A 24,214-nucleotide genomic window follows, 5' to 3' on the forward strand; every position below is an offset into this window, starting at 1 on the left:
ATAAATAATTACTTCAAATTACTCATGATCCTAGAAACACCCTCTTTTTGCTCTTCAGTTGAAGCCTTTTTACTAGCTTTATCATAAAACAATATAGCATTACCAAGATCACCTAGCGAATAATAATTTGCACCTCTTAACATTAAAAACTCAAAATAGTCCTCACCCATATCATCAAGTTTATTTAAATAATTTTTAGCTTCAAGTTGTTTGTCAAGATCATATACATACATATTAGAAATGGCAAAAAGAGAATCTTTAAAATCATCTCTAATTGAAAGTGATTTTAAAAAAGAATTTTCAGCAAGAATTATGTATTTTTCAACTTCATCTTTTACTCTTAAATTTTTAGCTAAATTATAAGAAGCAACACCTATATAAAAATGAGATAAATAATTATCGGGATTGATTTCTAAATTTTTAACAAAATATTCAATAGCAGGTCCGTACTGACCAAGCTTAAAAAATTCAAGACCAATCAAATTAAAAAATCTAGCTTTCTTATCAATAGAATTCACTATCTTTAAAATATTTTTATCTTCTTTTTCAATAAATTCTTTATAAACCTCAATCTTAGATTTAGATCCACCACCCGCAATTTCCAATTCTCTTAATCTAAGCCCAAGATTTGATTTCTCTTTAGATCCGCTACCACAAGATAAAAATAAATTAAAAAGAATTATTAACGACAAAATTTTCATCTAATCATCGCTACTTTTTTTGTTTAAATTTCTAAGAAATGTTGGAACATCAATGTCATCATCAAAATAATTAACATTTTTTGACTTTGCCGCAAAAGAAGAGTCTTGTTGCTCATAAGATCCAGAAGGAACATTTTGATTGCCTGACATTAAAGTATCAAACTCTTTAGAGCTTAAAGTATTATTTTCTGGTGCACTAGATATTTCTTTTTGCTTTTTAGATGCAAAACCTGTAGCAACAACTGTAACGTAAATCTCATCTTCAAGATTTGAATTAATAGCATGACCATATATTACAGTAGCCTCATCATCAACACTAACTGTGATTATCCCCATAATCTCTTCAAGTTCAAGCAATGAAAAATCATCTCCACCAGTAACATTAACAAGAAGCCCTTTAGACCCCTCAATACGAACTTCCTCAAGTAGTGGATTACTAATAGCAGAAGTTGCAGCATCAACAGCTCTGTTTTCGCCCTTGCCATATCCTATTCCCATTAAAGCATCACCTTGACCTTGCATAATGCTTTTAACATCAGCAAAATCAATATTAACCTCTCCGTGCTCAATAATAAGCCCTGCAATTCCTTGAACACCCATTCTAAGAACATCATCTGCGCGCTTAAAAGCATCTTTAATGGTGGTCCTTTTGTCAACAACAGTTAAAAGCTTTTGATTTGGAATAATAATCAATGTATCTACAGACTTTCTTAAGTTATTTATTCCTTGCTCAGCAAGTCTCAACTTCTTAGGACCTTCAAACTTAAAAGGCTTTGTTACAACTCCAACTGTTAAAATACCAAGCTCTTTTGCAACTTGCGCAATAACTGGAGCTGCTCCGGTTCCTGTTCCACCTCCCATGCCAGCAGTAATAAAAACCATATCGGCACCAGAAAGATGGTTGCGTATAACATCTATGTCTTCCTCTGCTGCAGCTTGTCCAATCTCAGGCTTTCCCCCAGCACCAAGACCTGCTGTAACTTTTGCTCCAAGGGCAATTTTTATAGGAGCAATAGAAGTTTGAAGAGCCTGCAGATCAGTATTGGCCACAATAAATTCAACATCTCTTACTCCATATTCAATCATACGATTAACAGCATTACTACCTCCCCCACCTGCACCAATCACCTTAAGAATTGTAGGATTTGTAGTAGAATCAAATCTTCTTGTATGGCTATCAATCATATTATAATCTTTCATTAACGCTTCCTCCATGATTGGTCAAAACCATTCTTTCAAAAACCAACCTTTCAACTTTGAAGATATTTTATTTTTTCTTTTAACTTTACTGCTTACCTTCTTTAATTTATTGAATTTTTGCTGCTCGTGCTTATAAAGAACAAGACCAAGAGCTGAAGAAAACTTAGGATCTATATGCTCCTCCCCAATTCCATTAATACTCATTGGCAAACCTATTCTTGCAGGATAATTAAATACTTCTTCTATTAAATTAGAAATACCTGGGAATAAAGCTCCTCCACCTGTTAAAACTATTCCACCATTAATTTTATTATAAAGTCCGCGCTTAAGTATTTCCGCTCTCATCATTTCAAAAATTTCTCTCAGTCTTGAATTAATTATTACAGACAACTCTTTTCTGCTTTTCTCTTGAGGAGGTCGAGTTCCAAGATTTGGAATAATTACGGTTTCCATTTGACTCTCAAGAATAGACGGATGAGCAATGCCCGCTGTTATTTTAATATTTTCAGCAACATCCTCAGGAACCTTCCAAACTTGCGCAATATCAAGAGTCACTCTATTAACACCAATAGGAATTACACCTGTATAATAAGGAGAACCATCAATATAAAGAATAATATCTGTTGTCCCTTTACCCATATCAATAAACAAAACCCCCATCTCACGCTCTTCTTTAGAAAGAGTTGCATAAGATGAAGCCAGACTCCCAAGAACAACCTCATCAACAGCAAAGCCAGCTCTATTTACGCATCTGACTAAATTCTGACTAGAAGAACTAGATCCTGTAATAATATGAACCTCTCCTTCAAGACGAATACCCATCATGTCTATTGGATTTTTTATATGAGGTATTCCATCTACAATAAATTCTTGGGGAATAACATGAAGAATTTCTCTATCCATTGGAATAACAATTGCCTTTGCTGCTTCGATTACCCTTTCAACATCTTCTTCGTTAATCTCTCTTGTTCTTGAATTTATTGCAACAACACCTCGCGAATTAGTCCCTTCAACACTACTTCCAGACATAGAAACTGAAAGTGACGTAATATCACATCCTGAGATAAGCTCTGCAGCCTCAATAGAATTAGATATTGAATCAAGAGCCGCCTCAATGTTTATTAAAACTCCCTTCCTAACTCCTCTTGATACACTAGTACCTATTCCAACTATTTCTAATTGATCATTTAAATTTACCTCGGCAACAACAGTGCAAATTTTCGAAGTTCCAACATCTAAACCTACTATCAAATTCCTAGACACTAACTTTCTCCTAACAAAATGATATCACCACTTCTTAAATCTATAACGCCTGGTTTTCCTTTAAGTAAATTAACTGCAAGAAACACTTTATGCATCACATCCATTAAATTCATATCAACTGTTATCAATATTTTATTATATATACTTTTAATATACAAAATTACATTATAATCATAAAAATTCAATTTTAAAAAATTGACCTCTGATATTAAATTATACAAATATTTTTGATTTATTTTAAGATAATCAAGGCCTCTTACAATATTAAGCATTCTATCCTCTAGAAAATCTCCTACATTATTATCATTTAAAACTAATCCACTAATTATGGGCAAATCATAAATTAAATGTTTGCTTTTTTCCAAAATTACACCATCTGATGCAATACAATAATAAGTAATATTACCATTTACATTTTCTAAAGCAATAGCAATGGGTATTCTTTTCTCTATTTTAATATTAATTTTATTAGGAAACTTAAGATCAACTTTAACACTCTTCACCCTTAAATCTTTTTTAAGATTCTCCTCATATATTCTAACATCAGCATTATGATAATATGTATTAGGCTTAATTCCTGAAATCTTGATTATATCCTCTTTAGAAAGAGAAATATCATTATTGATACTAATATACCTAATCAAAAAATAAGGAGACGCAAAAATAATAACCATTATTTCAAAAAAAATTAAAGACGTCAAGAAATATATATACTTAATTAAAAATTTTCTCTCAAAAATCATAACCTAATTCAATTTACACTACTAAAAAAATCCATCAATTGTTGCTTAAATTTTTTGAAACATTTGAAATAAGGCCAGACAGTGCCATGGTAACAATAATAGAAGATCCCCCAGATGAAAAAAACGGTAAATTTATCCCTGTGGGAGGCAAAAGACCAATTGCAATTAAAATATTCATTATACTTTGAAGAAAAATTGCAAGACTTGAAATAAATGCAATAAAAAATTTAAACCTACTATTAGAATGAATAGCTATAAAATAACCAAAGTAAAAAAACAAACAAAACAAACTTATGGCAAACAAAACACCTAAAAATCCCAATTCTTCTCCAAGAACTGAAAAAATAAAATCCGAATTAGCCTCTGGCAGTTTTCCAAGCTTTACCTCTCCCATTCCCAGTCCTTTACCTAAAATTCCTCCACTTTTTAAAGCATTAAGAGATGCTATTATCTGGTAACCTTTACCAGAAGGATCGTCGTAAGGATTGAGAAAGGCAAAAATTCTAGAAACTCTATAAGGCTCAAGCATCAAGAATATAGCAGAAACTGGCAAAAAAGTAATCACAATAGCAAAAACATAGCTAAATGCCATATTAGAAACAAACAAAACAATAAAAAAAAGAATAGCAAAATAAATAGCTGTTGAATAATCGTTTTGCAAAATTATTAACACCCAAAAAATTGCAAAAATCAACATTGGCTTTACCCAGTATGAAATACTATTGTTTTTTCTTGGGTCAAATTTGCTCAAATAAGCTGAAAGATAAATAGTAAAAGATATTTTAAAAATCTCAGAAGGCTGAATACTAACACCCTGAAAGAATATCCATCTCTTTGCTCCAGAAATACTTGGAGATAAAAAAGTTGCCATAATTAAAAAAAGAGTTATAATCAATACAGGAAATATTGATTTTTTTAAAAAATTCAAAGAAATTCTCTCAAAAACAAGAAAAACTATAAAACTTAAAAAAAGATAATTAAGTCTTGTGAAAAACAAAAAATTTGGATTACCTGTCAATTCTAAGCTTAAGAAAAAGGAAGAAGTATAAAAAACTACAAGGCCATAGGCTACTAATAGCAGCAAAACAAGCAAATAACATGTCCTAAGTGAATTTGTCTCTATAACCATAATAAATTATCTGATTTTTATCGTGCTTAAAGCAATTATAGCAAATATTAACCCTATTATCCAAAATCTAATAACAACTTGCATTTCAGACCACCCAAGTTCTTCAAAATGATGGTGAAGTGGTGCCATTTTAAATACTCTTTTTTTGGTCTTTTTGTAAACCAAAACTTGAATAATTACAGACATAGTTTCAATAATAAAAACACCTGCAAGAATAGAAAAAAGTATTTCGCTTTTTAAAATCAAAGATGCCATTCCAAGAATGGCTCCCAAAGCCAGACTGCCCGTATCTCCCATCATAATTTTTGCAGGATAGGCATTAAACCATAAAAATCCAAAACTACCCCCAAGCAGGGCCCCAAGAAATATTACAAGCTCTTCAGAACCTTTAATATTTGGAATATGCAAATAAGCTGCAAAATCAGTCCTGCTTGTAAGATAAGCAATTATTATTAAAGCCCCTGTTATAACTATGCTCAATCCAATTGCAAGTCCATCAAGCCCATCTGTCAAATTAAAAGAATTAGAAGCAGAAATTAAAATAAACATGCCAAAAGGAATGTAAAATAACCCCAAATCTATTTGAAAAGATTTAATAAAAGGAAAATATATTATACTAACATGCTTACTACCAAAATAATATAAAATACCAACAGAAAAAAAAGAAAATATTATTTGTCCATAAATCTTAAATCGAGCTTTAAGTCCATCTGAGGTTTTCTTTTTAATTTTCAAAAAATCATCTATAAAGCCCAAAAAAGCAAATCCAAACATAACAAAAACCATGATCAAAAAATAAACATTTAAAATATTACTCCAAAATACTAAAGAGATAAAAACACAAAAAAAAATAAGAATGCCTCCCATGGTAGGAATTCCTGTTTTTTCACTCAAATGTCTTTTAGGCCCATCTTCTCTTAAAATCTGATCGGCTCTTAATTTTTTTAGCCTTAAAATAATATAAGGGCCCATAATCAAAGAAAGCAAAAATGCAAAAATTGTAGCATAAGCCATTCTAAAAGTAATGTATTTGAGTAAACGCAAACCCAAAAGGTAAAACATAAAAACCTCATTATCATCTAAATATAATTTAAAATTCTCTCAAGCCTGTTAAACCTTGAGCCTTTAATGACAATAAAAACTGAAGGCTCCAAGCTTTTTAAAAAAAAATCAATAAATTTATCAAATTCGATAAAGTAATATAAATACTTTTCAACTAAATTCTCAGAATCCCTAACATCTAAAAATTCTTCGCCAATTAAAAAAATTTTATCAAAATTCATTGAAACAGCTTCTTGAATTAAATCTTTGTGAGTTTTGTATGAAAATTCTCCAAGCTCTTTAAAAGACCCAAGAACTATAAATTTTTTGTTTTGGATATCAAGATCTAAAATCATATTTTTTAAAGCCATAAAAGAACCCATATTGCCATTATAAGAATCATTTAAAATTAAATATCCATTTTTTGTTAAAATTTCTGCCCTACCCTTTTGAAAGGCAGTTTCAATAAGGCCTTCTCTTATTTCTTTTTCTCTCATTCCTAAAAATAAGGCTAAATTAATACACCCTATTGCATTAAAAATGTTGTGTCGACCCAGCAATAAAATAGAATATTCAAACCCTTTGTAAATAAAATCAAAAGAAAATTTTCCTTCCAAAAAAGAAAATGATTTAATACTAAGATTTTCAAAATCAAAATAAACGATTTTAACATTTGGATTTGCGATTTTTGCTCTTTTTTCAAGATAAACACAATAATCGTTCATTTCATTTGCAACAAAGATTTCAATATTTTTGCCAATTATTTTGCTCTTTTCAAAAGCAATAGCTTGTAACTCCTTGAAAGCTTGCATATGTGCATAGCTTATATTCGTAATAATAACAATCTCTGGTTTTAAAATTTGAGATAAAAGATCCATTTCTCCAACATAACTAACTCCAACTTCAAAAACAGCATACTCTTCATTGCCCTCTACCCTTAAAATACTAAGAGGAAGCCCAATGTCAGAATTTAAATTGCCCCAAGTTTTGTAAGTTTTATATTTCTTTGAAAGTATACTATAAAGCATCTCTTTGGTTGTAGTTTTACCATTGCTACCTGTAATAGCAATTTTTTTAAAGCTTGTTTTTTCAATTAAACACGCTGCTAAAGTTTGAAGAAGTTTTATTACATTGCTTGTAAGCAAAAAAACTAGCCCTTCATTGTCATTTAAATATTTAATACACTCAGATTCATGATCTCTTGAGCATACAAAACATTTAACACCCAAATCAATTAAATACTTAACAAAAGAAAATCCATCTACTTTATTCCCCTTATATGCAAAATAAAGACTACCATTAATATTATCATCCTTTATTTCGCGACTATCTAACGAATAAAAAGATACTGCTCTTTCAATATTTTTTATATTCCCTACAAATTTCACATCTTTAGAAGAGATTAAAATATCCTTAATCTTTATACGCACTAAAACCTCATTCTAAAATCTTTTAATCAACGAAAATATTTATATCTTGATTGGCTTTTTTTTCCAAATTTAATTCTCCAAAACAAAAACTCTCTATTCTATCAATATTTTCAAGTTCATATATTACCGTCAGCAATCTTAAATTATCATCAATAATATTTTCCTGTTCATTGTCTAAGTAATTAAATTCCCTAAGCTTTACAACATATCTGAAATTTAGGTAAATATTAAAACACAATATAACTGTTAGTATCAAAATTAAAATACAATAAACTTTAAATTCAATCTTACTTATGCTATTCATAATTTTTTTACAACTCTAAGTTTTGCACTCCTTGAAGGTTTGTTTTTTTTAATTTCATCAAAACTTGGTAAAATAGGCTTTTTTGAGATTCTAGCATACAAATCACTACGCAAGCTTCTAAAAAAATCCTTTACAATACGATCCTCTATTGAATGAAACGTAATAATAGCTAAAATTCCACCTTTGGATAAATTTTCCACCCAAAAAGGCAAGCTCCTTTTAAGCCTAGCAAGCTCATCATTTACATAAATTCTTAATGCTTGAAAAGTTTTTGTAGCTGGATTTATTTTAACTTTTGAAAAAGGATAAACTTTGCTTATTATAGACTGCAACTCTTTTGTAGTTTGTATTTTTTTAATTTTTCTATATTCTACAATGGCTTTAGAGATTCTTCTAGAATAATGTTCATTGCTTAAATTATAAATTAAAGCTTCAAGGTCATATTTACTAAAAGTGTTTACAATCTCAGATGCACTAATTTTACAAGAAGAAGAACAAAGTCTCATATCTAAAGGTTCATCTTCAAGAAAAGAAAATCCTTTTTTGCTGCCCTTGTAATGAAACATAGAAATACCAAGATCAACTAAAATAAAATTGGCTTTGACATTTAAAGGATAATTGACGAAAAAATTATCAAACCAATCATTAAAATATGTAATCCTCTCTCTTTCTTCAAAAATGAAAAGAAATTGCTTTGCTCTTTCTAAAATTTGAAGATCTCTTTCAATTCCAATCAAACTTAAAAAGTCATATTTCTCAAGAATCGCTTTTGCATGAACACCTTCTCCAAGAGTAGAATCAATGTATATTGAATCACTTTTTACGGGCAAATCTTCTATAAGCTTACAAATTTCATCAAGAAGTACCGGAAAATGAAAAGCGCTATTATTCATTTAATTTAAACCTATAAATTATTTTTTTTTCATTTCCATAAACATCGCCATACTTTATTTTAAGTTCATTCTTGCCCTTAACAAAATTAAGATCATTTATCTTAAGACATCCTCCATCTCTTTTAATATTCAAAATATCTAATCCATAATTTTTCTCTTGAGCTAAAGTGTGTGTATTATTAATCAAAAAAATATTTTGAAAATCTGAGCGAAGAATGCTTCTATTATTCAAAATAGCTTCAAAATAATAAATTCCTTTAAGAGAATTTTTAAAAGATTCTACTTTTTGAGTATGAAAATATAACAAAAGACTATATTGACCAGAATCGACATTTAAATTCATGTTTTTTGACAATTCTAATCTTTCATCATCACCCTTTCCTTTTAAAAAAACCCTGCCCAATGTATAAACCGTCTCAGCAACTAAATTGTTCCTATTTTTGATAACAAACAAAGGATTTATAATCTTTTTAGCACTAGGATCATTAACTACTAAATCAATAATACTATTTTCATCTTTTAAAAAAATCTTTCCAAGCTTATAAAAAAACTTCCCAAAAACCTCTAAATTTAAATTTAGATCATTATCAAAAATGATTAAAATACTACCATCCCTATTTAAACTATTTTTTGAATATAAAATTTTATAATTACTGGAAAAAACAGATACGGTCTTTTTCAAAGGCCTTAACCTTACTCCAATATTCAATTTATTATTATCCAATACACCAAAATCTTTAACTAAAGCAAACTTTTCATCATTTTTAAATTCCAAAAATGGATATAAATCCAAAATATTAAAGAAAAATATAAAAACAATTAAAATCACTGAGCCAATCCCAAGTATTTTAAATCATTATTACCATTAAAATACAAAAGTCCCTTTTCAAATTCAACAAAAGAGCTTATTTCGTCTTTAATAAAAATATTATCAAATAATTTAAAAGAGTTTTTAGAATAAGTTTTTATATTAATGATTTTTTCACTCTTAGAATAAAAATATACTCTATAAATATTTTGGAAATAATCATATGACGCGCTTAAAATAGAATTTTTATTTTCAACTTTAAATATTTTACCACTTTTAATATTTATAACCACAAGTGAATTTTTTCCTTCAATAAACAAATTATGATAATCATCTATTTTTATAAAAGTCTCAAAACTATTATTAATAGTTAAATTGTTTAATTCTAAAATTTTTTTATAATTATTCTCTAAATCAATTATTTCTAAAAAATACTCAGAATTACCCTTTAGTGATACCAAATATTTATTATCAGAACTTAATTTAACAAAACATGTTAGAAATTTTCTCTCTAAAAAATTTTCCATATAAATTATCTTACCCTGTTTATATACATAAATCTCACCATTAGAAAGCCCCAAGGCCAAAACTTCATTATTGTAGTCTACACTTAAAATTGAAGACAAAAAATTAAGCATTAGTATATTATTTCCACTAGAATCATAAACCTCTAAAGTTTTATATAAATTGTTTAAAGTAAAAATTAAATTGTTTATTGCAAAAACAAAATCCTTTAGCTTAAGTGTAAATAAAAATTTATTGTTTTTAACAGAAAAAACAGAATAATTCTCACTGGAATTAAAAAGCACATAATAATAATCTGAATAACTTATTAAGTTATCACTTAAAAAAGCATAACAAGATTCCCCGAAATTAATACTTAAAACCTTATTTGATACAAAAGCATTCTTGCTTAAATTTATATTTTTACAATCAGATTTATTCTCAAAATTCTTAAAATCATAAAAATTAGATACATTCATAGTAGATCTTACAAAAAAATCAATCAAAATTATAAATAATAAAAACAAACTTAAAATCAAAAAAAATTTTAATTTTTTGAATTTAATATTGCCCTCTTCTACATTAAAACTCAATATAACTATTTTCTCCCCACCTTAATTTATCTATTTCACTTTAATTAAATCTGAACTAAACTTTGAAGACCAAACTCCATGAAACCTTGAAAATTTTTCAGCAGCTTCTTTTTGAGAGGCTATGGTAGCCAAAGCTCTTCCAGCTTCAAGATAACCAAGAGAATGTAGTCCAAATTCACGAGATCCACTAATTTCATATTTACCCCTTAAAATAAAAGCTCCTTCTTCTAAAAGCTCTAACGCTTTAATAAGGTGTTCAAATTGAAATTTATAATAAGGACTCTCAAGTTTTAAATTTTTAGAAAAATCTCTAAAATCAATAATATTTTTAGAAAAAATAATGAATTTGAGATACATATCCTCAAGAAAAACAAGCGTTTTAGAATCTTTTTTGCTAAAAATTTTAGCCAAATCAATCAAATAGCCTAATTTTTTAACAATTAAAAACCTCTCTTCGGGATTTAAATTAAGAGCCTGAGGCATTTCAATCAACTCTCTTGGAGTAATGCTAAGAACAGGACTAATAACTAAACTAAAATCAGAAATCAATCCAGACAAAATTTTTTTTATAGAATAATTTACTTTCAATCTAGGTCTAGTATAAAAATAATTTAAAGAAGAAATATAGCTTAAAACATTTAAATTGAAATCAATAAGATCAAATGAAAGTTTAGCATTTGATGTAAATTCGCCAGTCTCTTTTATAGCCGCTATATCATTTAAAGTCCTTAAAACAAGGTTATTAATGTATACTATTTTTTTATAATTTTCATTATCAATTAAATCCATAAACACCTGCCTAAAACTCATAAAAGGATGATTTATCAGCTATCTAATATATTGATTTTAGCAAAAAACATATTAAATATTTTAGCAAGTTATAAATTTATAAAAAACACCCTTTAAACATTAACTCTGTGAATAAACAAAACTTTAAAATACTTATAATAAATTATGTAAAATTTTAACTAATTTTTAAAATTACCAAGTCTTAAAACAGGGAAAATCCTCTAGCCTTATTAAAGATTAGATCAAATTAAACATTCAAATAAAACCCAAGAAAAATTTTTATCAAAAAGAACACCGCTTAAAAAACATTAAACTTATAATAATTTATTTTTTAATCTCTTAACAAAAGTATCCGTACAAAATGAAACAAAATTCAAGTTTCGAGAAGAAATTTCAAATTCAAAAACAACATCAACCCCGAAAGAACCAAAATTAATTCCATCCAAAAAAATTGATGCTGGTGCTATAAAATATTCCTTTGAAAAAGAAATAGAAAGTTTACTTAATTTAGAGAACACAAAAGAACGATTGTAAACAGAATGCGGAGAAATAGGTGTAAGTAAAAATCCCTCAAGATCTGCTTCTAAAATGGGACCCCCCGCTGAGAAAGAATACCCTGTTGAACCTGTTGGAGTAGACACAATTATACCATCACTTTTATATGATAAAAAATTTTCAGAATTAACCATAAGATCTACATAAATCATTTTATTAAGAACGCTTGAGCGAATAATAATATCGTTTAAAGCATATTTAGAAATTAAATCCTTGCCGCGCTGAAAAATTGTTACATGAAGTAAAAATTTTTTATTAATAACTAAAGAATTGTTAAAAAATCTATCTATGACTTTTTTAAAATCTTCAATCTTAATATCTGCTAAAAACCCAACCTTGCCCATATTAATTGAAATGATTGGAATATCAATATTTTCATTTTTAAGAAGTAAATTAACAGCCAAAAGAACTGTACCATCTCCTCCTAAAGTTATCAAAAAAAGAAAATTTTCTTTTGGAAAAGAAAATAAAGGCCTGCCAACATCTATTAAAACTACTTCAACAAAATACTTAGTTTCTAAATAAAATTTAACATCATTGCCTAAAATACTAGCTCCCGACTTTAAAGTATTAATACAAAGAAGAACTTTATTCTTCATGTTGATCTTTATAGGGAATATTGTCAAATTCGCATTTATCAAAAATTTTTGCAATATCAATTAATACTAAATATTCACTCTCAAGATTATCGGCCTCGTCAAGCTTTACAACTCCAGATATATATTTTCTATCTAAAGTTTGTAAAGTAGCAGGGGGTTCTTGAACCCTAGAATCATCAAAGCTAATAACTTTAAGAACTCTATCAACAAAAATACCTAAGAGTTTATTTTTAATCTTAACTATTAAGTATCCTGTTAACAGCATATCTTCTTCTGTTATCGAAATAGAAGGAACTCCAAATTTAATATTCAAATTAATTAAAGGAATAATACTGCCTCTAAGATTATAAATACCTATAATATATTCAGGAACATTTGGTATAGCATAAACTCCTTCTGATGGAACTTTAATAATTTCTCTAATGTGCTCTATTGAGACTCCATAGCTTTCTTTTCCTATTTTAAAACCTGCAACTTGAAGCTGTGATTTGATGTCTTTAGAACTTTCTTTTCTAAACATATTTTATACCTTTAAATTTGCTTATAACAATTTGATTAATTTTCTACTTACCAAAACTTTTACCTAAAAAATAAATTTCAAAAGAATTTTTCCTTACAGCCTTGGGTTTAATTTTTTTTACAAATTTAAAATATTTTTCAAACTTTTTAAAAATTTGCATCTCATCTCCTCCCTGAAAAACTTTAACAAGTAAATTCCCTTTTTTAAGTAAAACTTCAAGCGATAAATCTATTATTCTCATACTTAAATTAAAAGAATTACTGGTATCTACAAGTCTATTTCCAGTAGTCTTGGGAGCAACATCACTAATTACAAGACTATAAGGCTTAAAAGTATTAATCTTAAAAACTGTATCATCTGAAAAGATATCTCCCTTTATAAAATAAAAATTATCAACATATCTAAGACCAATATCATTAATATCAACAGACACTAAAACTCCTTTTTCAAGCTTTTTATAAGCATATTGAGAAAAGCTTCCAGGCGATGCACCAATATCTAAAACATTGCCATAAGAAAATAAAGAAAATTTTTCATTAATTTCTATTAATTTGTATACAGACCTTGCCAAATATCCTTCTTTTTTGGCTTTTCTAGAATACTCATCATCCAAACGATACACATCAATCCCTTTAATACACTTTATTATACTTTTTCATTATAATTCTTATTATGCAAAATAAACTATTTTTAAAAAATATTGAAAAAAATATTAATAAAATCTTTTTAACAACTAATTTTCTAAATTTATTCAAAGACAACGATTTAAAATTTACTTTTAAAATAAAAAAGGAAACTCTTGAATATATTAAAGCACCAGCAATTGAAATTGTTAATAGAGGCGGAAAACGAATAAGACCAATGATAATGATTCTTTTAGCATATGCATTGGGTTTAAAAGAAAAAAATACCAAATTAATATATAAATTAAGCTTACTGCTTGAACTTCCTCATTCTGGTAGCTTAATTATTGATGACATTGAAGACAATTCACTAAAAAGACGGGGCGCATCAGCAATACATTTGATCTATGGAATAGATAACAGTATAAATGCTGGCAATTTAATTTATTTTTTACCTGCAAAATTAATAGAAAGATCGAATTTAAAAGAAAATCAAAAATTACTAATTTATGAAAATTTCTTTACAACTCTTTCAAATCTCCATCTAGGACAAGGAATTGATATTAAATTTCACAATGAGTCATACATCCCAAGCATTAAAGAATACATCTCTTTGGTAGAATTAAAAACAGCTTCACTTTTTGGAATGGCTAGCTTTCTAGCCGCAATACTAACAAATAATGAAGACAAAGCTAAAAAAATTTACAGTACTTTTTTAAAACTTGGTGTTTATTTCCAAATAATAGACGATATTAAAAACATTAAAAATAAAATTAATGGTAAAGAATTCGGAGATGATTTACTTGAGGGGAAAAAAAGCTTGCCAATAATTTATTTTTTACAAGAAAAAAAATTTGAACCAGAAATTATTTCAAAATTTAATCAAATAAAAAATACCAAAACTACTAAAGCAAGAAAAGAAATATTTAAACTAACAGAAATGATAAATTCATCAAAATCAATAAAAAAATCAACTATTATTGCATTAAAATACTTAAACGAGTTTAAAAACGAACTCAATTTATACCCACTAACAAATAGATATAAAAATCTACTAATAGATACTATTGAGCAAATAAAAGAAGGAATATAATGAAAAAAATAACAATAATGGCACTTTTTTATGGCTTTATAATAAATATTTACCCTGATACAACAATATCAACATTAAAATTCGATGAACAAGAAAGCAAATACACAATAGAAAAACTTTACCAAAAATCAATGTTGCTAAAAAATTCAAAAAAATATAACAAAGCAATAGAAAGTCTAACAAAAATAATTAACATGGATCAAAATCAAGCTGATGCTCATCTTTTGCTCTCAGAATTAGAATATTTAAATAAAAACTGGAAAAAAGCAATTATTAAATCTCAAGATTACTTAAAAATAATAGACTTTAAAGATAAAAAGAACTTTTTAGATATCTCTTGGGCATACTTTTTAATAGGAGAAGTTGAGAATTCAATGGACTATATAATTAAATTTTTCCAAAGCGGCAAAGAATTGTTCGAAGAAAACATATTTATAGCAATTGATGCCCTTTTTAAAAAAAGCATTTATCATTTTATAAACAATGAAAATGCAGCATTTAATACAATATTATCATCAACGTTTCAATTAGCACTCAATGACGACACATTGTTTATAATTTTTTTAAATAATCTAGAAATAATAAAACAAATACCCTTCTATCATTTTAATAGAAAAAAACTAGAAGAACTATATCTACAAATCAACACTCTAAAAACAATTCAAAACACAGCTTGTAGAACTTAAACTAAGATCTATCTTTTCTCTTAATCAACGAAACCAATATATTTATTATTATTGCTACATAAAATTGAAAAGAAAGAGAAAAATAAGAATTTATATACTCTTGAGTGCGAAAAAATTGATATTCAAAAAACACTATCAAAAAAGAAATTGGGAAAATTAATAAAGGATTTGAAAATGCAATATAAAGAATGCAAATAGCAAGCCAACCATTGTTTAATCCTAAATTATAAGAGTAAGCATTAAGACTTATTGCAATAAATGAGCCAGCAAGACTTGCTGTGAAAATTGATACAAAAATTGCAAAAGATTTAAAATAATTGCTTATTTTCTCACCCAAAATGTCTTCATAATTTCCCGAAGAGATAAATTCAAACACTGCCCTAATTCTTGAATAACTTATAATATAAACAGTTATAAATAAAAAAATGAAAAAAATAGCAATAAAAACAAAAATCTCAAAATTTCCAGATAAATTTAAAGTAAAACCGGGAATAAAATTAAAATTACTCTTCATTAAATAATCAACAAAAAAATAACAAAAAATATTAATACCTATTCCTGCTATAAAAATATCATAATTTTTCTTTACTACAAAAGATAAGAAAAACCCAAACAAAAAGCTAATAAAAAGAGTGAAAATAGTTGAGATAAAAATTCCATATCCCAAATAGATGAAAAAAGATGTTAAAAATATTGAAAGATACGAAATACCCTCAATAGACACATTTAAAAATCCTATTTTCTCTGTATAAAGAACTCCAAGTGCTAAATACGAAAATACAATAGCCTGCTCAAAAATACCAAACATCTACTTTTTCCTAGCTTTAATCAAAAATAAAGAGATAAAAATAGCAATAGATTGACAAAGTCCAATAAATTCATACTTAAAGTCATAATTTATATTAAGAAAATTATTAAATTCAATTAATATTGCAAACAATAGACTAAAAAATAATACATAAACATAATTAAATCCTGAAATTACAGCAACAATTAGACTACTCCAACCAAGCCCTGAAGTTAGCCCTAAAACCAAATAGGGTTTAAAAAACACTACAAACATAGAACCCGCAAGACCATTTAAAAAAGCACTGCCAAATACAGCAAAAAACTTATATTTAAATTCATCTATATTAAAAAAAATATCTATCTTTTTTTTATTGCTTAATATTTCAAGCTGAAGCCCATAAATAGTTTTTTTGTGCATAAAAACATAAAAAATCCAAACTGATACACCAAATAAAAACAAGTAAATAAGTGATGAATTTAAAGTAAATAAACTATTGATCCTTTTTGTCTGATTAGAAAAACTACCTGTTTTTAACATATTTAAAATAAATCCATCTACCAATCTTTGATTTCCATAAGATATTAAAAGACCTGTTAGGGCTTTATTTAATCCAAAGAAAAAAGTAATAAAAAAGGGAATAAGCCCCAAAAGTCCTACAAAAAAAGAACTTAAAAATATCAAAAATATAAAATTAAAATAGGTCAATCCAAAAAAACTTGAAAATATATAAACGAAAAATGCCCCAAAATAAACCTGCCCTTCGTTTCCAAGATTTAATGAATTACTCTTAGCACAAGTGGCAATACCCGTAGCCATGATCAAAAATAAAATGAAACGCCAAGATATCATCTTAATATAAGAAAATTGAAAAAAATCGCCGAAAAAATAGCTAATACTTAATATTGAAAAAGAAAAAATTAATGCCATAAAGCTATTTCTAAAAAAGGTCATAAAAATAGTAATTCCTTTAATTTTTCTTTACTAATTTCTTCTCTAGATACGTTCAATAAAACTTCTCCCATTTTCATTGCTAAAATGTTATCGGAGAGCAAAAACAATTCATCTAAATTGGAAGTGATCAAAAGAACTGGCTTTTCTTTTGAATAATTACGAATAGCAACAGACATTTCATTATAAGCTTTGTGATCTAAATTGCTCAAAGGAGAAAAACAAATTAAAAAACTTTTTGCAATATACATTTCTCTGTAAAGAGCAAACTTTTTCAAAGTTCCTCCAGAAAATGCCAAAGATTTGGAATAAAGAATTCTATATATTTTCTCTTCGCTATATAATTCCATTTTTTTTTTAAAAAAATCTTTAATTCTATTAATGTAAGATTGTCTAATAAAAATTTTATTTTCAAAATTCATAAATTTAGCCAAAAAATTATCTAATATACTACTATTATCTGGGAATAAATTGCCAATACCTAAAGGCAAAAATCCAGCTTTACACTCAAAAATATTTATCCGCTCATATCTAATGCCATCAATTTTTATGCACCCAACAAAAATAAGTTCTCCTAAAAATAATTTTTCCCAAGTTTTAATTACAGCTTCTTCACCAATTATTCCTAAAACACCCCTTTTATTTAAAGAAAAACTAACATCATATTTCCAAAAATCTTCGAAAAATAGATTAAATTTAATCGGATCTTTTTCAAATTTATTAAAATTAATATTTACCAAAAACATTTTATCACTAGAAGATTCAAGCCTGCTCAAAATCGACTCTTTGTTTATCGTTCTAAAACACTTTCCATCTTTTAAAACAATAAACTCATCACTAAATTTTACAGCATCTGTGATCTCGCTATGGGTAATAAAAAGAGACGCGATTCCTGATTTCTTAAGCAATACAAGCAATTTTATAAAAGCTTGCGCTTCTTTTTGAGAAAAATAAGCAGCACTCTCGTCAAAAATAATTATTTTTGCATTCTCTTTAAGAGAAGCAATAATAAGCAAAAAATAAATCTCTTTAATATTTAAATCTTTAATTTTCTTATCTAAATCAAAAGAAATATTATAAAATTGCATAAGCCATTTATAATATTTATAGGTCTTAGACTTATTCATTGGCATGAAAAATGCATAACCAAACCAATATATACTCAAATATTCCCATACTCTTAAATTCATTTTCAAATTAGGCACTTGAGAAACAAGATAAATACCATTATTTTTAGCCTTATCTACATTCCAAGTTTTTTGCTTAATGCCATTTACCAATATTTCACCATCATCAAAATCAATAAGTCCAGCAATAATCTTGGCTAGGGTGCTTTTTCCTTCTCCATTTTTACCAAATACTGTAAAAATTTTAACTTCTCCAATTTTTAAATTAATACTGTCCAAAATAGGCTTATCAATATCTGGAAAATACTTAACTATATTTTTAAACTCTACCATTAATTTTGTTCCAAATTAATTTTTATACCATTTTCACTAACCTCTTCTATTTTCTTTAAAAGATCTTCTTTTAACTTTTGACTGGTTCGCTCCAAATAAAAAACATTTGTAATATTAAACAAAACTCCTTTATGTTTTATGCCAAAAATATCAGAATTTCCATAGTTAATCTCTGACTTAAGAGCCTTATCTAAAATATATGAAACATAATATTTTTGATTTGTAATTCCTGAACCAATAATATTTTCTTTATTATCCAAATAATCTTCGCTATCAAATAGAACCGCAGAGACATTATTCTCTCTAACAGAGGAAAGCACTCCTTCAACAGCAGATCCCACAATAGGAAGTATTACCAAAGCCCCAGAATCTTTAATCAAAGAGTCTGATAACAATTTAGCCAAATTGCTATCATGCCAATTGCCCAAAACTCGATAATAAACTTCAGATCTCATGCCAGTATCAAGAATTCCTTTTTTGAAATAACGATAAATATAATCACTCATAACAGGATAATTTTGACCCGCAATCAAAGCAGCATTCCCAAAGCCAGATTTAATAAATTCCTTTAAAAAAAGACCTACATAATACCCTAAAATATAAGCCTCTTCTGCAACATTATAAGAAACTGAATAAACTTGCTTGTTAGTGTTTTTAACCAAAGAATCAAAAATGAGAAACCTGGTATGAGGATAATTACTTGAAACATTATCGACAATGTCTTGCATAGCATTATTTGTAGTTATTAAAAAATCATATTTTTTTGAGGTTAATAGTTTTTCAAGCATTTCTATCCACTCGCTTTGATTAAATCCAGCCTCTAAAACTTTAATTTCAAGATTTTCATGCTTTTTTTTAAATTCAAACAAAGAATCATACATTTCTTTATAAGATGGAGATCCTGAAATAATCCCTGGAATAAATAAAGCAATATTAGTTTTATTAGAAATATCAACCTTTCGCTTCTTGAAAAAAATTAAATAAACAAATAAATATAAATGAAATATCGTCAATAAAATCCAAAACCCTTTAAAAAACACATTTCTATTCATAAAAATAAAACATCCTTTTATTAATTATTATTAAATTCCATTTAATGCCATAAAAGTCAAATAAAAAAAGATCAATAACAAGCTATAAAAAATAAAACCACCAAAACTAATTAAAAAATTAATTATCCTAACAACTGAAGAATACATTTTTTCCCCTTATGATACAATTTTGGCAAAAAATTCTGAACCTAAATTTAATAAAATATTAAGCAAATTATGAATGTGAATTTTAAATTCCGTTGAATAAAATAATAAAATTTTAAAATTTTTTATTATTTTAATAATGCTCGATATTAATAGTTTGAAATAGCTGATAAAAACAAATATGTTAATTTTTTCTATTTGAATTTTCAAAAAATATATCATGTCATCTAACAAATAACTTTAACATAAAGCTAAATATATAAAAATCAAAACTCTCTAGGACGCAATAAATACAATTCATTAACATTTAAATTGCTAGTAATATCATCATTTGAGCGTCTTAAATACATCTTTATAGAATGGATTGTTTTAAAAAATTTATTTTTTAAAAAATTTTTATTAGCTTTGTAATCTTTTAAAAATTTTGAAATAGGCCCGTTAACAGGTGTTGAATTATCGAAAAAATTAGAAAAATATTTCAAAACATCATCCACAAAATAAAACCTATTAGCCAAATCAACAAAATTATTAAAAAGCACTCCGATTCTACCCTTTAAATAATTAACATTTTTAATCATATCAACCCTGTTACCAATCTTATAATTTTTATCTTCCAGACTCCACTTTGAATATATAGAATTAAATTTAAAATCTTTCATTAAATAATTATACATAAAGTTGAATCTAAAACTATCTTCAATATATTTTAAAATAAAAAAATATAAAAACCTTTTATTTAAAGACATAAAATTATCTTTAGCCATCCTTATAAAATTTTGATTAACACCCTTTAAAGTGCCCTCATTAACTTTGTATAAAAAAGAATTTCCATTAAAAAGCAAAAGACTGGTATTTGGAGAAATTAAATATTCAGCTTTATTAATGTGCCTGACGCTACCCTTGTAAACATTAATAAAACAATTATTAAAATAATCGCTATTGACATAAAATTTTGAAGTATTTTCGGCTTTAAACAGATTTTCATCTATTATAACAGAAAATGAAGATCCTTTAACAATGTTATGAATTATAGCATCAACACTCCCTCTAAATAAATATACTTTTGCATCTTGCAAATCTTTAAGAGAAGAATAAAACACAAAACTATTTGTATTGGAATAAAAAATTAAATCTGCAGAAATACCATTTATTTCATATAAATTTATTTTAAGCTTTGAATTTTCTCCAACCTCAATAAAATCATATTCAAAAATTTCGTCATCTAAACCCAACTTAACAGGAAATGTATTTCTAACAACACTAACTTTACCTTCTATTTCTTTTACAACTGCCACTTGAGAAAATAAAGCTCTACTTGAAAGCAATATCAAAAGGATAAAATGATATATTCTAAAAATATAGTTCTCCTGATCTTTGAAAAACTCATAAATTTAATTATACCTTGTTTTATATAAATTTATTATACTTTGAACAATGATGAAAAAGAAGTATAATTTAATTTAAGAATTAAAAATATTAAGTTTTTATTGACATACTATAATTGCTATAATAATAAAAATAGTTAAAGTAAGAACTTTAATATTTAAAGATTCTTACTTTAAAGATAATAGAAGCCAAGTTATTAGAAGGGTGTATTTATGAATATAAAGAATAAATTAATACCGCTGCTGCGAATTGTAGTAGCAATCTCTTTTATCGCATGCAAAACGCCTCCAGAATCAAGAGAGAGTAAAAATGCTAAAATTGCACAACCAGATAATAAAAATTTTCAATTAAGAGATATAAAAAACATTAAAAATGAACTAATAAGAGAGCGGGGACATCTTTTTTATTCCAAAGAGTTTAACGAAGCTGAAAGATTAGAAGAAGCAATGAAACAAAGTTTTTCTAAAAAAAAAGCAATAGAGGGAAATGAAATTGCGCTAAAAGTACTTGAAAGATACAAAACAATAATAAAAGAAACAAGGGAAAAAAAAGAAAAAACAAACTACCTTAAAGAAAATATTGAAAAGTATCTAAACGATGCAGAAGCAAATGAAGCATATATATGGATTCCTTTGGAAATCGACGAAGTAAATAGCTTGTATTTTGAAGCAACAAGAAAATATAAAAATTACGATCTTGACAATGCCCTTGACATGTATAGTAAGGCCTTTAACAGAGCACAACAAGCAGCAAAAAATGCCAAAGAAGCTAAAGCTTTAAAAGAAACTGACGAGAGAATGTACAAACAATTAAAAGCGCTTGAAGCGGCTTCTAACTTACCAATTTATAGCAATAATAAGCTTATAAAGCCATCTCCATGGAATGGTAGAGCATTCATTAAAGAAAGAAACGATCACTTAAACCTTTTAAATACCAATAAAGGCACTTATCTTCTTGGAAAAGCAGAAACTTTAATCCCAATAGTACTTGCATACGAAGAAAAGGTAGAAATAGCAAAAAACTCCAAACCTCAAGAACAATTCAAAACACTAGAACTTATTGAACGATCTAGAACATTGTGGGAAAAAGGGGTTGAGGCTAAAAATGTAAAAAACTTTAGACTTGCCAATGAATTATTTTTAGAATCTGCAAGATACCTTAAAGCTTATCAAAGCAATGCAAGCAGTGAGCTTTATGTAATAAAAATAGGCAATACCTTATGGGGAATTTCAAAAAAATTATACAACGATCCTTACTTATGGCCAAAAATTTGGTTTGCCAACAGACAAAAAATACAAAATCCAGATCTAATTCATTCTAAATGGAAGATAATAATTCCTGCCAAATAAGCAAAAACAATCATAAAGCAAGGCTTCTAAACCTTGCTTTCTTATTTTATATCTAATAAAATTAAATAATAAAAACAATCTAAAAGAGACAAAAAATGAAAAAGCTAATACTACTAAACTTAATATTTATTTCCTGCTACACGATTAACTTAGAAAAATTAACAAAAGAAACCCCTTATGGGGTTTATCTTAGAGAAGCTCAAAAAGCTGTCAATGTCAATGACTATAACTCTGCTTTAAAAGCATACGAAAAAATGATTCAAAATTTCGCTAACAATCCAAATATAGTTGCTACTGGTAAATATGAAATTGCATTCATATACTATACAATAAACAAAACAGAAAAAGCAAAAAAAATCTTTGAAGAGTTAATAGAAAATAATCTTGAAATGCCTAAATGGATTAAACCTTTAGCTAAAAAAATATTAAATAAAATAGAAAATAATAAAAAATAATAATTTAAGAAATAAAAATTTTTACTGGAATATTATTCCATAAATTGTAATATCTTTTTCCTTTGCAGAATTAATAACATCTTTATAAACAATAGACCCTCTTGGATACTCATGAGGAGGAGCATCTCCTATAACAATAATAAATCTTCTTTCTGCTCGCCAATCAAACTGGGTCACAGCAGCATCAATCCCCTCAAACACAGCTTCTGGATAATCCCCACCGCCACCAACATTAACATACTTAAGAATATTATTTAAATAAGGAATAGTATTAAAATCAAAAGCTTTGGTTAAAAAATCTTCAAGATAGTCTTTATAAAAAACAAGACCTATTCTATAGGATTTAAATTTTTGAAGTTGAGGCTCTATTATTGAAAATAAATGTTCTTTTAGAATCTCAATATTGCTTTTCATACTATCAGTAACATCAACAACAAGCACTAAATCTAAATCATAAACCGGATCTTCTGAGTTTTTTAAAATTTTGTTTATTTTATCAACAATATCAATGCCATTATTAGCAATAACAACCTCATCTGAAAATTTTGTAAAAGTATCCTTTAATTCATTAAATTCAATTTTTCTCTGATTTTGATCATCTTTGAAAAGCAGTTCATAAGCATTGTCTTGATATCTGCCCATATAATCATTATATTTTTTCTCAAAAGATCTTATAGAAAACCAAAAGGGTTCTTTTTTGTTTTTTAATATTTCTAAGTCAATCTCACCACTTCTTGTTGAAAAATTCGGAAATCCATATTTTAATTTTTTTGGAATCAATATATGAAAAGCTTCTCCAAACTTTTTATTAGGAACAGGGGTAGAAGATGTCAATGATAAAAGTTCTTTATTCTTAATAACTCTTCCATTTAAAATCCGAATTTCATCTCCATTAATCTTATTATAGCTTAATGTGCGAAATGAATAAGTGGCTACATCTTTTTTCTTATCAGGAATTTCAAAAGACTCTGTCAATATTACTGACTTGATCGCAGGTTTTTTTCTAATAAAAAGATGAAATCCCTCTTCATGAGCCTCAACATAAACATCATCAATCCCTATTTTTAAAGAATTATCTTCAAACCCAAACAAATAAAAACCAATAAAAAAAAACAAAAAAATTTTCTTCATAAGGAAACCGCCCTCATAAATAACT

The 24,214-nt window shown here is 27.0% G+C and carries 25 protein-coding genes; 4 read left to right on the forward strand and 21 right to left on the reverse strand.

Annotated features, from left to right (window positions below):
* Positions 1-8 precede the first annotated feature (8 nt).
* The 15 genes from QIA00_RS01480 to QIA00_RS01550 form a co-directional block, all read right to left on the reverse strand.
* Positions 9-701 (reverse strand): tetratricopeptide repeat protein, encoded by a 693-nt coding sequence (locus tag QIA00_RS01480; RefSeq protein WP_316257055.1) that lies wholly within the window; start codon positions 699-701, stop codon positions 9-11.
* A complete protein-coding gene (ftsZ, locus tag QIA00_RS01485) occupies positions 702-1,901 on the reverse strand; it encodes a cell division protein FtsZ (protein ID WP_316257056.1) in 1,200 nt (399 codons plus the stop codon).
* A gap of 21 nt (positions 1,902-1,922) precedes the next feature.
* Positions 1,923-3,164 (reverse strand): cell division protein FtsA, encoded by a 1,242-nt coding sequence (gene ftsA / locus QIA00_RS01490; protein WP_316257058.1) that lies wholly within the window; start codon positions 3,162-3,164, stop codon positions 1,923-1,925.
* On the reverse strand, positions 3,164-3,907 hold the full coding sequence (locus QIA00_RS01495; RefSeq protein ID WP_316257060.1) for a cell division protein FtsQ/DivIB: 744 nt from the start codon (positions 3,905-3,907) through the stop codon (positions 3,164-3,166). Before QIA00_RS01495 ends, ftsA begins: the two co-directional genes overlap by 1 nt.
* A gap of 34 nt (positions 3,908-3,941) precedes the next feature.
* Positions 3,942-5,000: a putative lipid II flippase FtsW gene (gene ftsW / locus QIA00_RS01500; protein ID WP_316257653.1), complete on the reverse strand. Its 1,059-nt coding sequence runs from the start codon at positions 4,998-5,000 to the stop codon at positions 3,942-3,944.
* Between the two features lie 42 nt (positions 5,001-5,042).
* Positions 5,043-6,098 carry a phospho-N-acetylmuramoyl-pentapeptide-transferase gene (gene mraY / locus QIA00_RS01505; RefSeq protein WP_316257061.1) on the reverse strand — a complete coding sequence of 352 codons (1,056 nt, stop codon included), beginning with the start codon at positions 6,096-6,098 and terminating at the stop codon, positions 5,043-5,045.
* A gap of 17 nt (positions 6,099-6,115) precedes the next feature.
* Complete coding sequence (locus tag QIA00_RS01510; protein WP_316257062.1) at positions 6,116-7,507, reverse strand: UDP-N-acetylmuramoyl-tripeptide--D-alanyl-D-alanine ligase; 1,392 nt, start codon at positions 7,505-7,507, stop codon at positions 6,116-6,118.
* A gap of 22 nt (positions 7,508-7,529) precedes the next feature.
* Entirely contained in the window at positions 7,530-7,811 is a 282-nt protein-coding gene (locus QIA00_RS01515; RefSeq protein WP_316257063.1) for a hypothetical protein, read from the reverse strand.
* The gene (rsmH, locus tag QIA00_RS01520; RefSeq protein WP_316257064.1) at positions 7,808-8,704 is read right to left on the reverse strand and encodes a 16S rRNA (cytosine(1402)-N(4))-methyltransferase RsmH; all 897 of its coding nucleotides are present in this window, start codon (positions 8,702-8,704) and stop codon (positions 7,808-7,810) included. Before rsmH ends, QIA00_RS01515 begins: the two co-directional genes overlap by 4 nt.
* Positions 8,697-9,533 (reverse strand): hypothetical protein, encoded by an 837-nt coding sequence (locus tag QIA00_RS01525; RefSeq protein ID WP_316257066.1) that lies wholly within the window; start codon positions 9,531-9,533, stop codon positions 8,697-8,699. The genes rsmH and QIA00_RS01525 overlap by 8 nt, the downstream gene beginning before the upstream one ends.
* Positions 9,530-10,609: a hypothetical protein gene (locus tag QIA00_RS01530; protein WP_316257067.1), complete on the reverse strand. Its 1,080-nt coding sequence runs from the start codon at positions 10,607-10,609 to the stop codon at positions 9,530-9,532. The genes QIA00_RS01525 and QIA00_RS01530 overlap by 4 nt, the downstream gene beginning before the upstream one ends.
* A gap of 30 nt (positions 10,610-10,639) precedes the next feature.
* Positions 10,640-11,398, reverse strand: coding sequence for a hypothetical protein (locus tag QIA00_RS01535; RefSeq protein ID WP_316257069.1), 759 nt, complete (start codon positions 11,396-11,398; stop codon positions 10,640-10,642).
* A gap of 314 nt (positions 11,399-11,712) precedes the next feature.
* Positions 11,713-12,552 (reverse strand): NAD(+)/NADH kinase, encoded by an 840-nt coding sequence (locus QIA00_RS01540; RefSeq protein WP_316257071.1) that lies wholly within the window; start codon positions 12,550-12,552, stop codon positions 11,713-11,715.
* Positions 12,542-13,072: a chemotaxis protein CheW gene (locus QIA00_RS01545; RefSeq protein WP_316257073.1), complete on the reverse strand. Its 531-nt coding sequence runs from the start codon at positions 13,070-13,072 to the stop codon at positions 12,542-12,544. The genes QIA00_RS01540 and QIA00_RS01545 overlap by 11 nt, the downstream gene beginning before the upstream one ends.
* Positions 13,073-13,115: 43 nt before the next feature.
* Positions 13,116-13,694, reverse strand: coding sequence for an SAM-dependent methyltransferase (locus tag QIA00_RS01550; RefSeq protein ID WP_316257075.1), 579 nt, complete (start codon positions 13,692-13,694; stop codon positions 13,116-13,118).
* Positions 13,695-13,744: 50 nt separating this feature from the next.
* Between QIA00_RS01550 and QIA00_RS01555 the strand changes: the two genes are divergently transcribed.
* Positions 13,745-14,788 (forward strand): polyprenyl synthetase family protein, encoded by a 1,044-nt coding sequence (locus QIA00_RS01555; protein WP_316257076.1) that lies wholly within the window; start codon positions 13,745-13,747, stop codon positions 14,786-14,788.
* Positions 14,788-15,474, forward strand: coding sequence for a tetratricopeptide repeat protein (locus QIA00_RS01560; RefSeq protein ID WP_316257077.1), 687 nt, complete (start codon positions 14,788-14,790; stop codon positions 15,472-15,474). The genes QIA00_RS01555 and QIA00_RS01560 overlap by 1 nt, the downstream gene beginning before the upstream one ends.
* 1 nt (position 15,475) lies before the next feature.
* Here the strand turns inward: QIA00_RS01560 and QIA00_RS01565 are convergent, their stop codons facing one another.
* From QIA00_RS01565 to QIA00_RS01585, 5 genes are all read right to left on the reverse strand, one after another.
* A complete protein-coding gene (locus QIA00_RS01565; protein ID WP_316257079.1) occupies positions 15,476-16,282 on the reverse strand; it encodes an ABC transporter permease in 807 nt (268 codons plus the stop codon).
* Complete coding sequence (locus QIA00_RS01570) at positions 16,283-17,215, reverse strand: ABC transporter permease (RefSeq protein ID WP_316257081.1); 933 nt, start codon at positions 17,213-17,215, stop codon at positions 16,283-16,285. It lies immediately after the preceding gene.
* Positions 17,212-18,672, reverse strand: coding sequence for an ATP-binding cassette domain-containing protein (locus QIA00_RS01575; RefSeq protein ID WP_316257083.1), 1,461 nt, complete (start codon positions 18,670-18,672; stop codon positions 17,212-17,214). Before QIA00_RS01575 ends, QIA00_RS01570 begins: the two co-directional genes overlap by 4 nt.
* On the reverse strand, positions 18,672-19,724 hold the full coding sequence (locus QIA00_RS01580) for a BMP family ABC transporter substrate-binding protein (RefSeq protein ID WP_316257085.1): 1,053 nt from the start codon (positions 19,722-19,724) through the stop codon (positions 18,672-18,674). The genes QIA00_RS01575 and QIA00_RS01580 overlap by 1 nt, the downstream gene beginning before the upstream one ends.
* A gap of 410 nt (positions 19,725-20,134) precedes the next feature.
* On the reverse strand, positions 20,135-21,193 hold the full coding sequence (locus QIA00_RS01585; RefSeq protein WP_316257086.1) for a hypothetical protein: 1,059 nt from the start codon (positions 21,191-21,193) through the stop codon (positions 20,135-20,137).
* Positions 21,194-21,466: 273 nt separating this feature from the next.
* Here QIA00_RS01585 and QIA00_RS01590 point away from each other — a divergent pair, with 273 nt between their 5' ends.
* Positions 21,467-22,603, forward strand: coding sequence for a LysM peptidoglycan-binding domain-containing protein (locus tag QIA00_RS01590; protein WP_316257088.1), 1,137 nt, complete (start codon positions 21,467-21,469; stop codon positions 22,601-22,603).
* 95 nt (positions 22,604-22,698) lie between these two features.
* Complete coding sequence (gene bamD / locus QIA00_RS01595) at positions 22,699-23,058, forward strand: outer membrane protein assembly factor BamD (protein ID WP_316257089.1); 360 nt, start codon at positions 22,699-22,701, stop codon at positions 23,056-23,058.
* Between the two features lie 21 nt (positions 23,059-23,079).
* Here the strand turns inward: bamD and QIA00_RS01600 are convergent, their stop codons facing one another.
* Positions 23,080-24,189 (reverse strand): VWA domain-containing protein, encoded by a 1,110-nt coding sequence (locus tag QIA00_RS01600; RefSeq protein WP_316257090.1) that lies wholly within the window; start codon positions 24,187-24,189, stop codon positions 23,080-23,082.
* Positions 24,190-24,214 lie beyond the last annotated feature (25 nt).

The sequence above is a fragment of the Borreliella americana genome, assembly GCF_032595795.2.
GTDB lineage: Bacteria > Spirochaetota > Spirochaetia > Borreliales > Borreliaceae > Borreliella > Borreliella americana.

Coding starts and splice junctions, on each gene's coding strand:
- QIA00_RS01555 (WP_316257076.1), top strand. CDS start 13,745: ATGCAAAATAAACTATTTTTAAAAAATATTGAAAAAAATATTAATAAA.
- QIA00_RS01515 (WP_316257063.1), bottom strand. CDS start 7,811: ATGAATAGCATAAGTAAGATTGAATTTAAAGTTTATTGTATTTTAATT.
- QIA00_RS01540 (WP_316257071.1), bottom strand. CDS start 12,552: ATGAAGAATAAAGTTCTTCTTTGTATTAATACTTTAAAGTCGGGAGCT.
- QIA00_RS01560 (WP_316257077.1), top strand. CDS start 14,788: ATGAAAAAAATAACAATAATGGCACTTTTTTATGGCTTTATAATAAAT.
- mraY (WP_316257061.1), bottom strand. CDS start 6,098: ATGTTTTACCTTTTGGGTTTGCGTTTACTCAAATACATTACTTTTAGA.
- QIA00_RS01545 (WP_316257073.1), bottom strand. CDS start 13,072: ATGTTTAGAAAAGAAAGTTCTAAAGACATCAAATCACAGCTTCAAGTT.
- QIA00_RS01495 (WP_316257060.1), bottom strand. CDS start 3,907: ATGATTTTTGAGAGAAAATTTTTAATTAAGTATATATATTTCTTGACG.
- QIA00_RS01600 (WP_316257090.1), bottom strand. CDS start 24,189: ATGAAGAAAATTTTTTTGTTTTTTTTTATTGGTTTTTATTTGTTTGGG.
- ftsZ (WP_316257056.1), bottom strand. CDS start 1,901: ATGAAAGATTATAATATGATTGATAGCCATACAAGAAGATTTGATTCT.
- QIA00_RS01565 (WP_316257079.1), bottom strand. CDS start 16,282: ATGTTTGGTATTTTTGAGCAGGCTATTGTATTTTCGTATTTAGCACTT.
- bamD (WP_316257089.1), top strand. CDS start 22,699: ATGAAAAAGCTAATACTACTAAACTTAATATTTATTTCCTGCTACACG.
- QIA00_RS01575 (WP_316257083.1), bottom strand. CDS start 18,672: ATGGTAGAGTTTAAAAATATAGTTAAGTATTTTCCAGATATTGATAAG.
- QIA00_RS01570 (WP_316257081.1), bottom strand. CDS start 17,215: ATGACCTTTTTTAGAAATAGCTTTATGGCATTAATTTTTTCTTTTTCA.
- QIA00_RS01580 (WP_316257085.1), bottom strand. CDS start 19,724: ATGAATAGAAATGTGTTTTTTAAAGGGTTTTGGATTTTATTGACGATA.
- rsmH (WP_316257064.1), bottom strand. CDS start 8,704: ATGAATAATAGCGCTTTTCATTTTCCGGTACTTCTTGATGAAATTTGT.
- QIA00_RS01480 (WP_316257055.1), bottom strand. CDS start 701: ATGAAAATTTTGTCGTTAATAATTCTTTTTAATTTATTTTTATCTTGT.
- QIA00_RS01535 (WP_316257069.1), bottom strand. CDS start 11,398: ATGGATTTAATTGATAATGAAAATTATAAAAAAATAGTATACATTAAT.
- QIA00_RS01590 (WP_316257088.1), top strand. CDS start 21,467: ATGAATATAAAGAATAAATTAATACCGCTGCTGCGAATTGTAGTAGCA.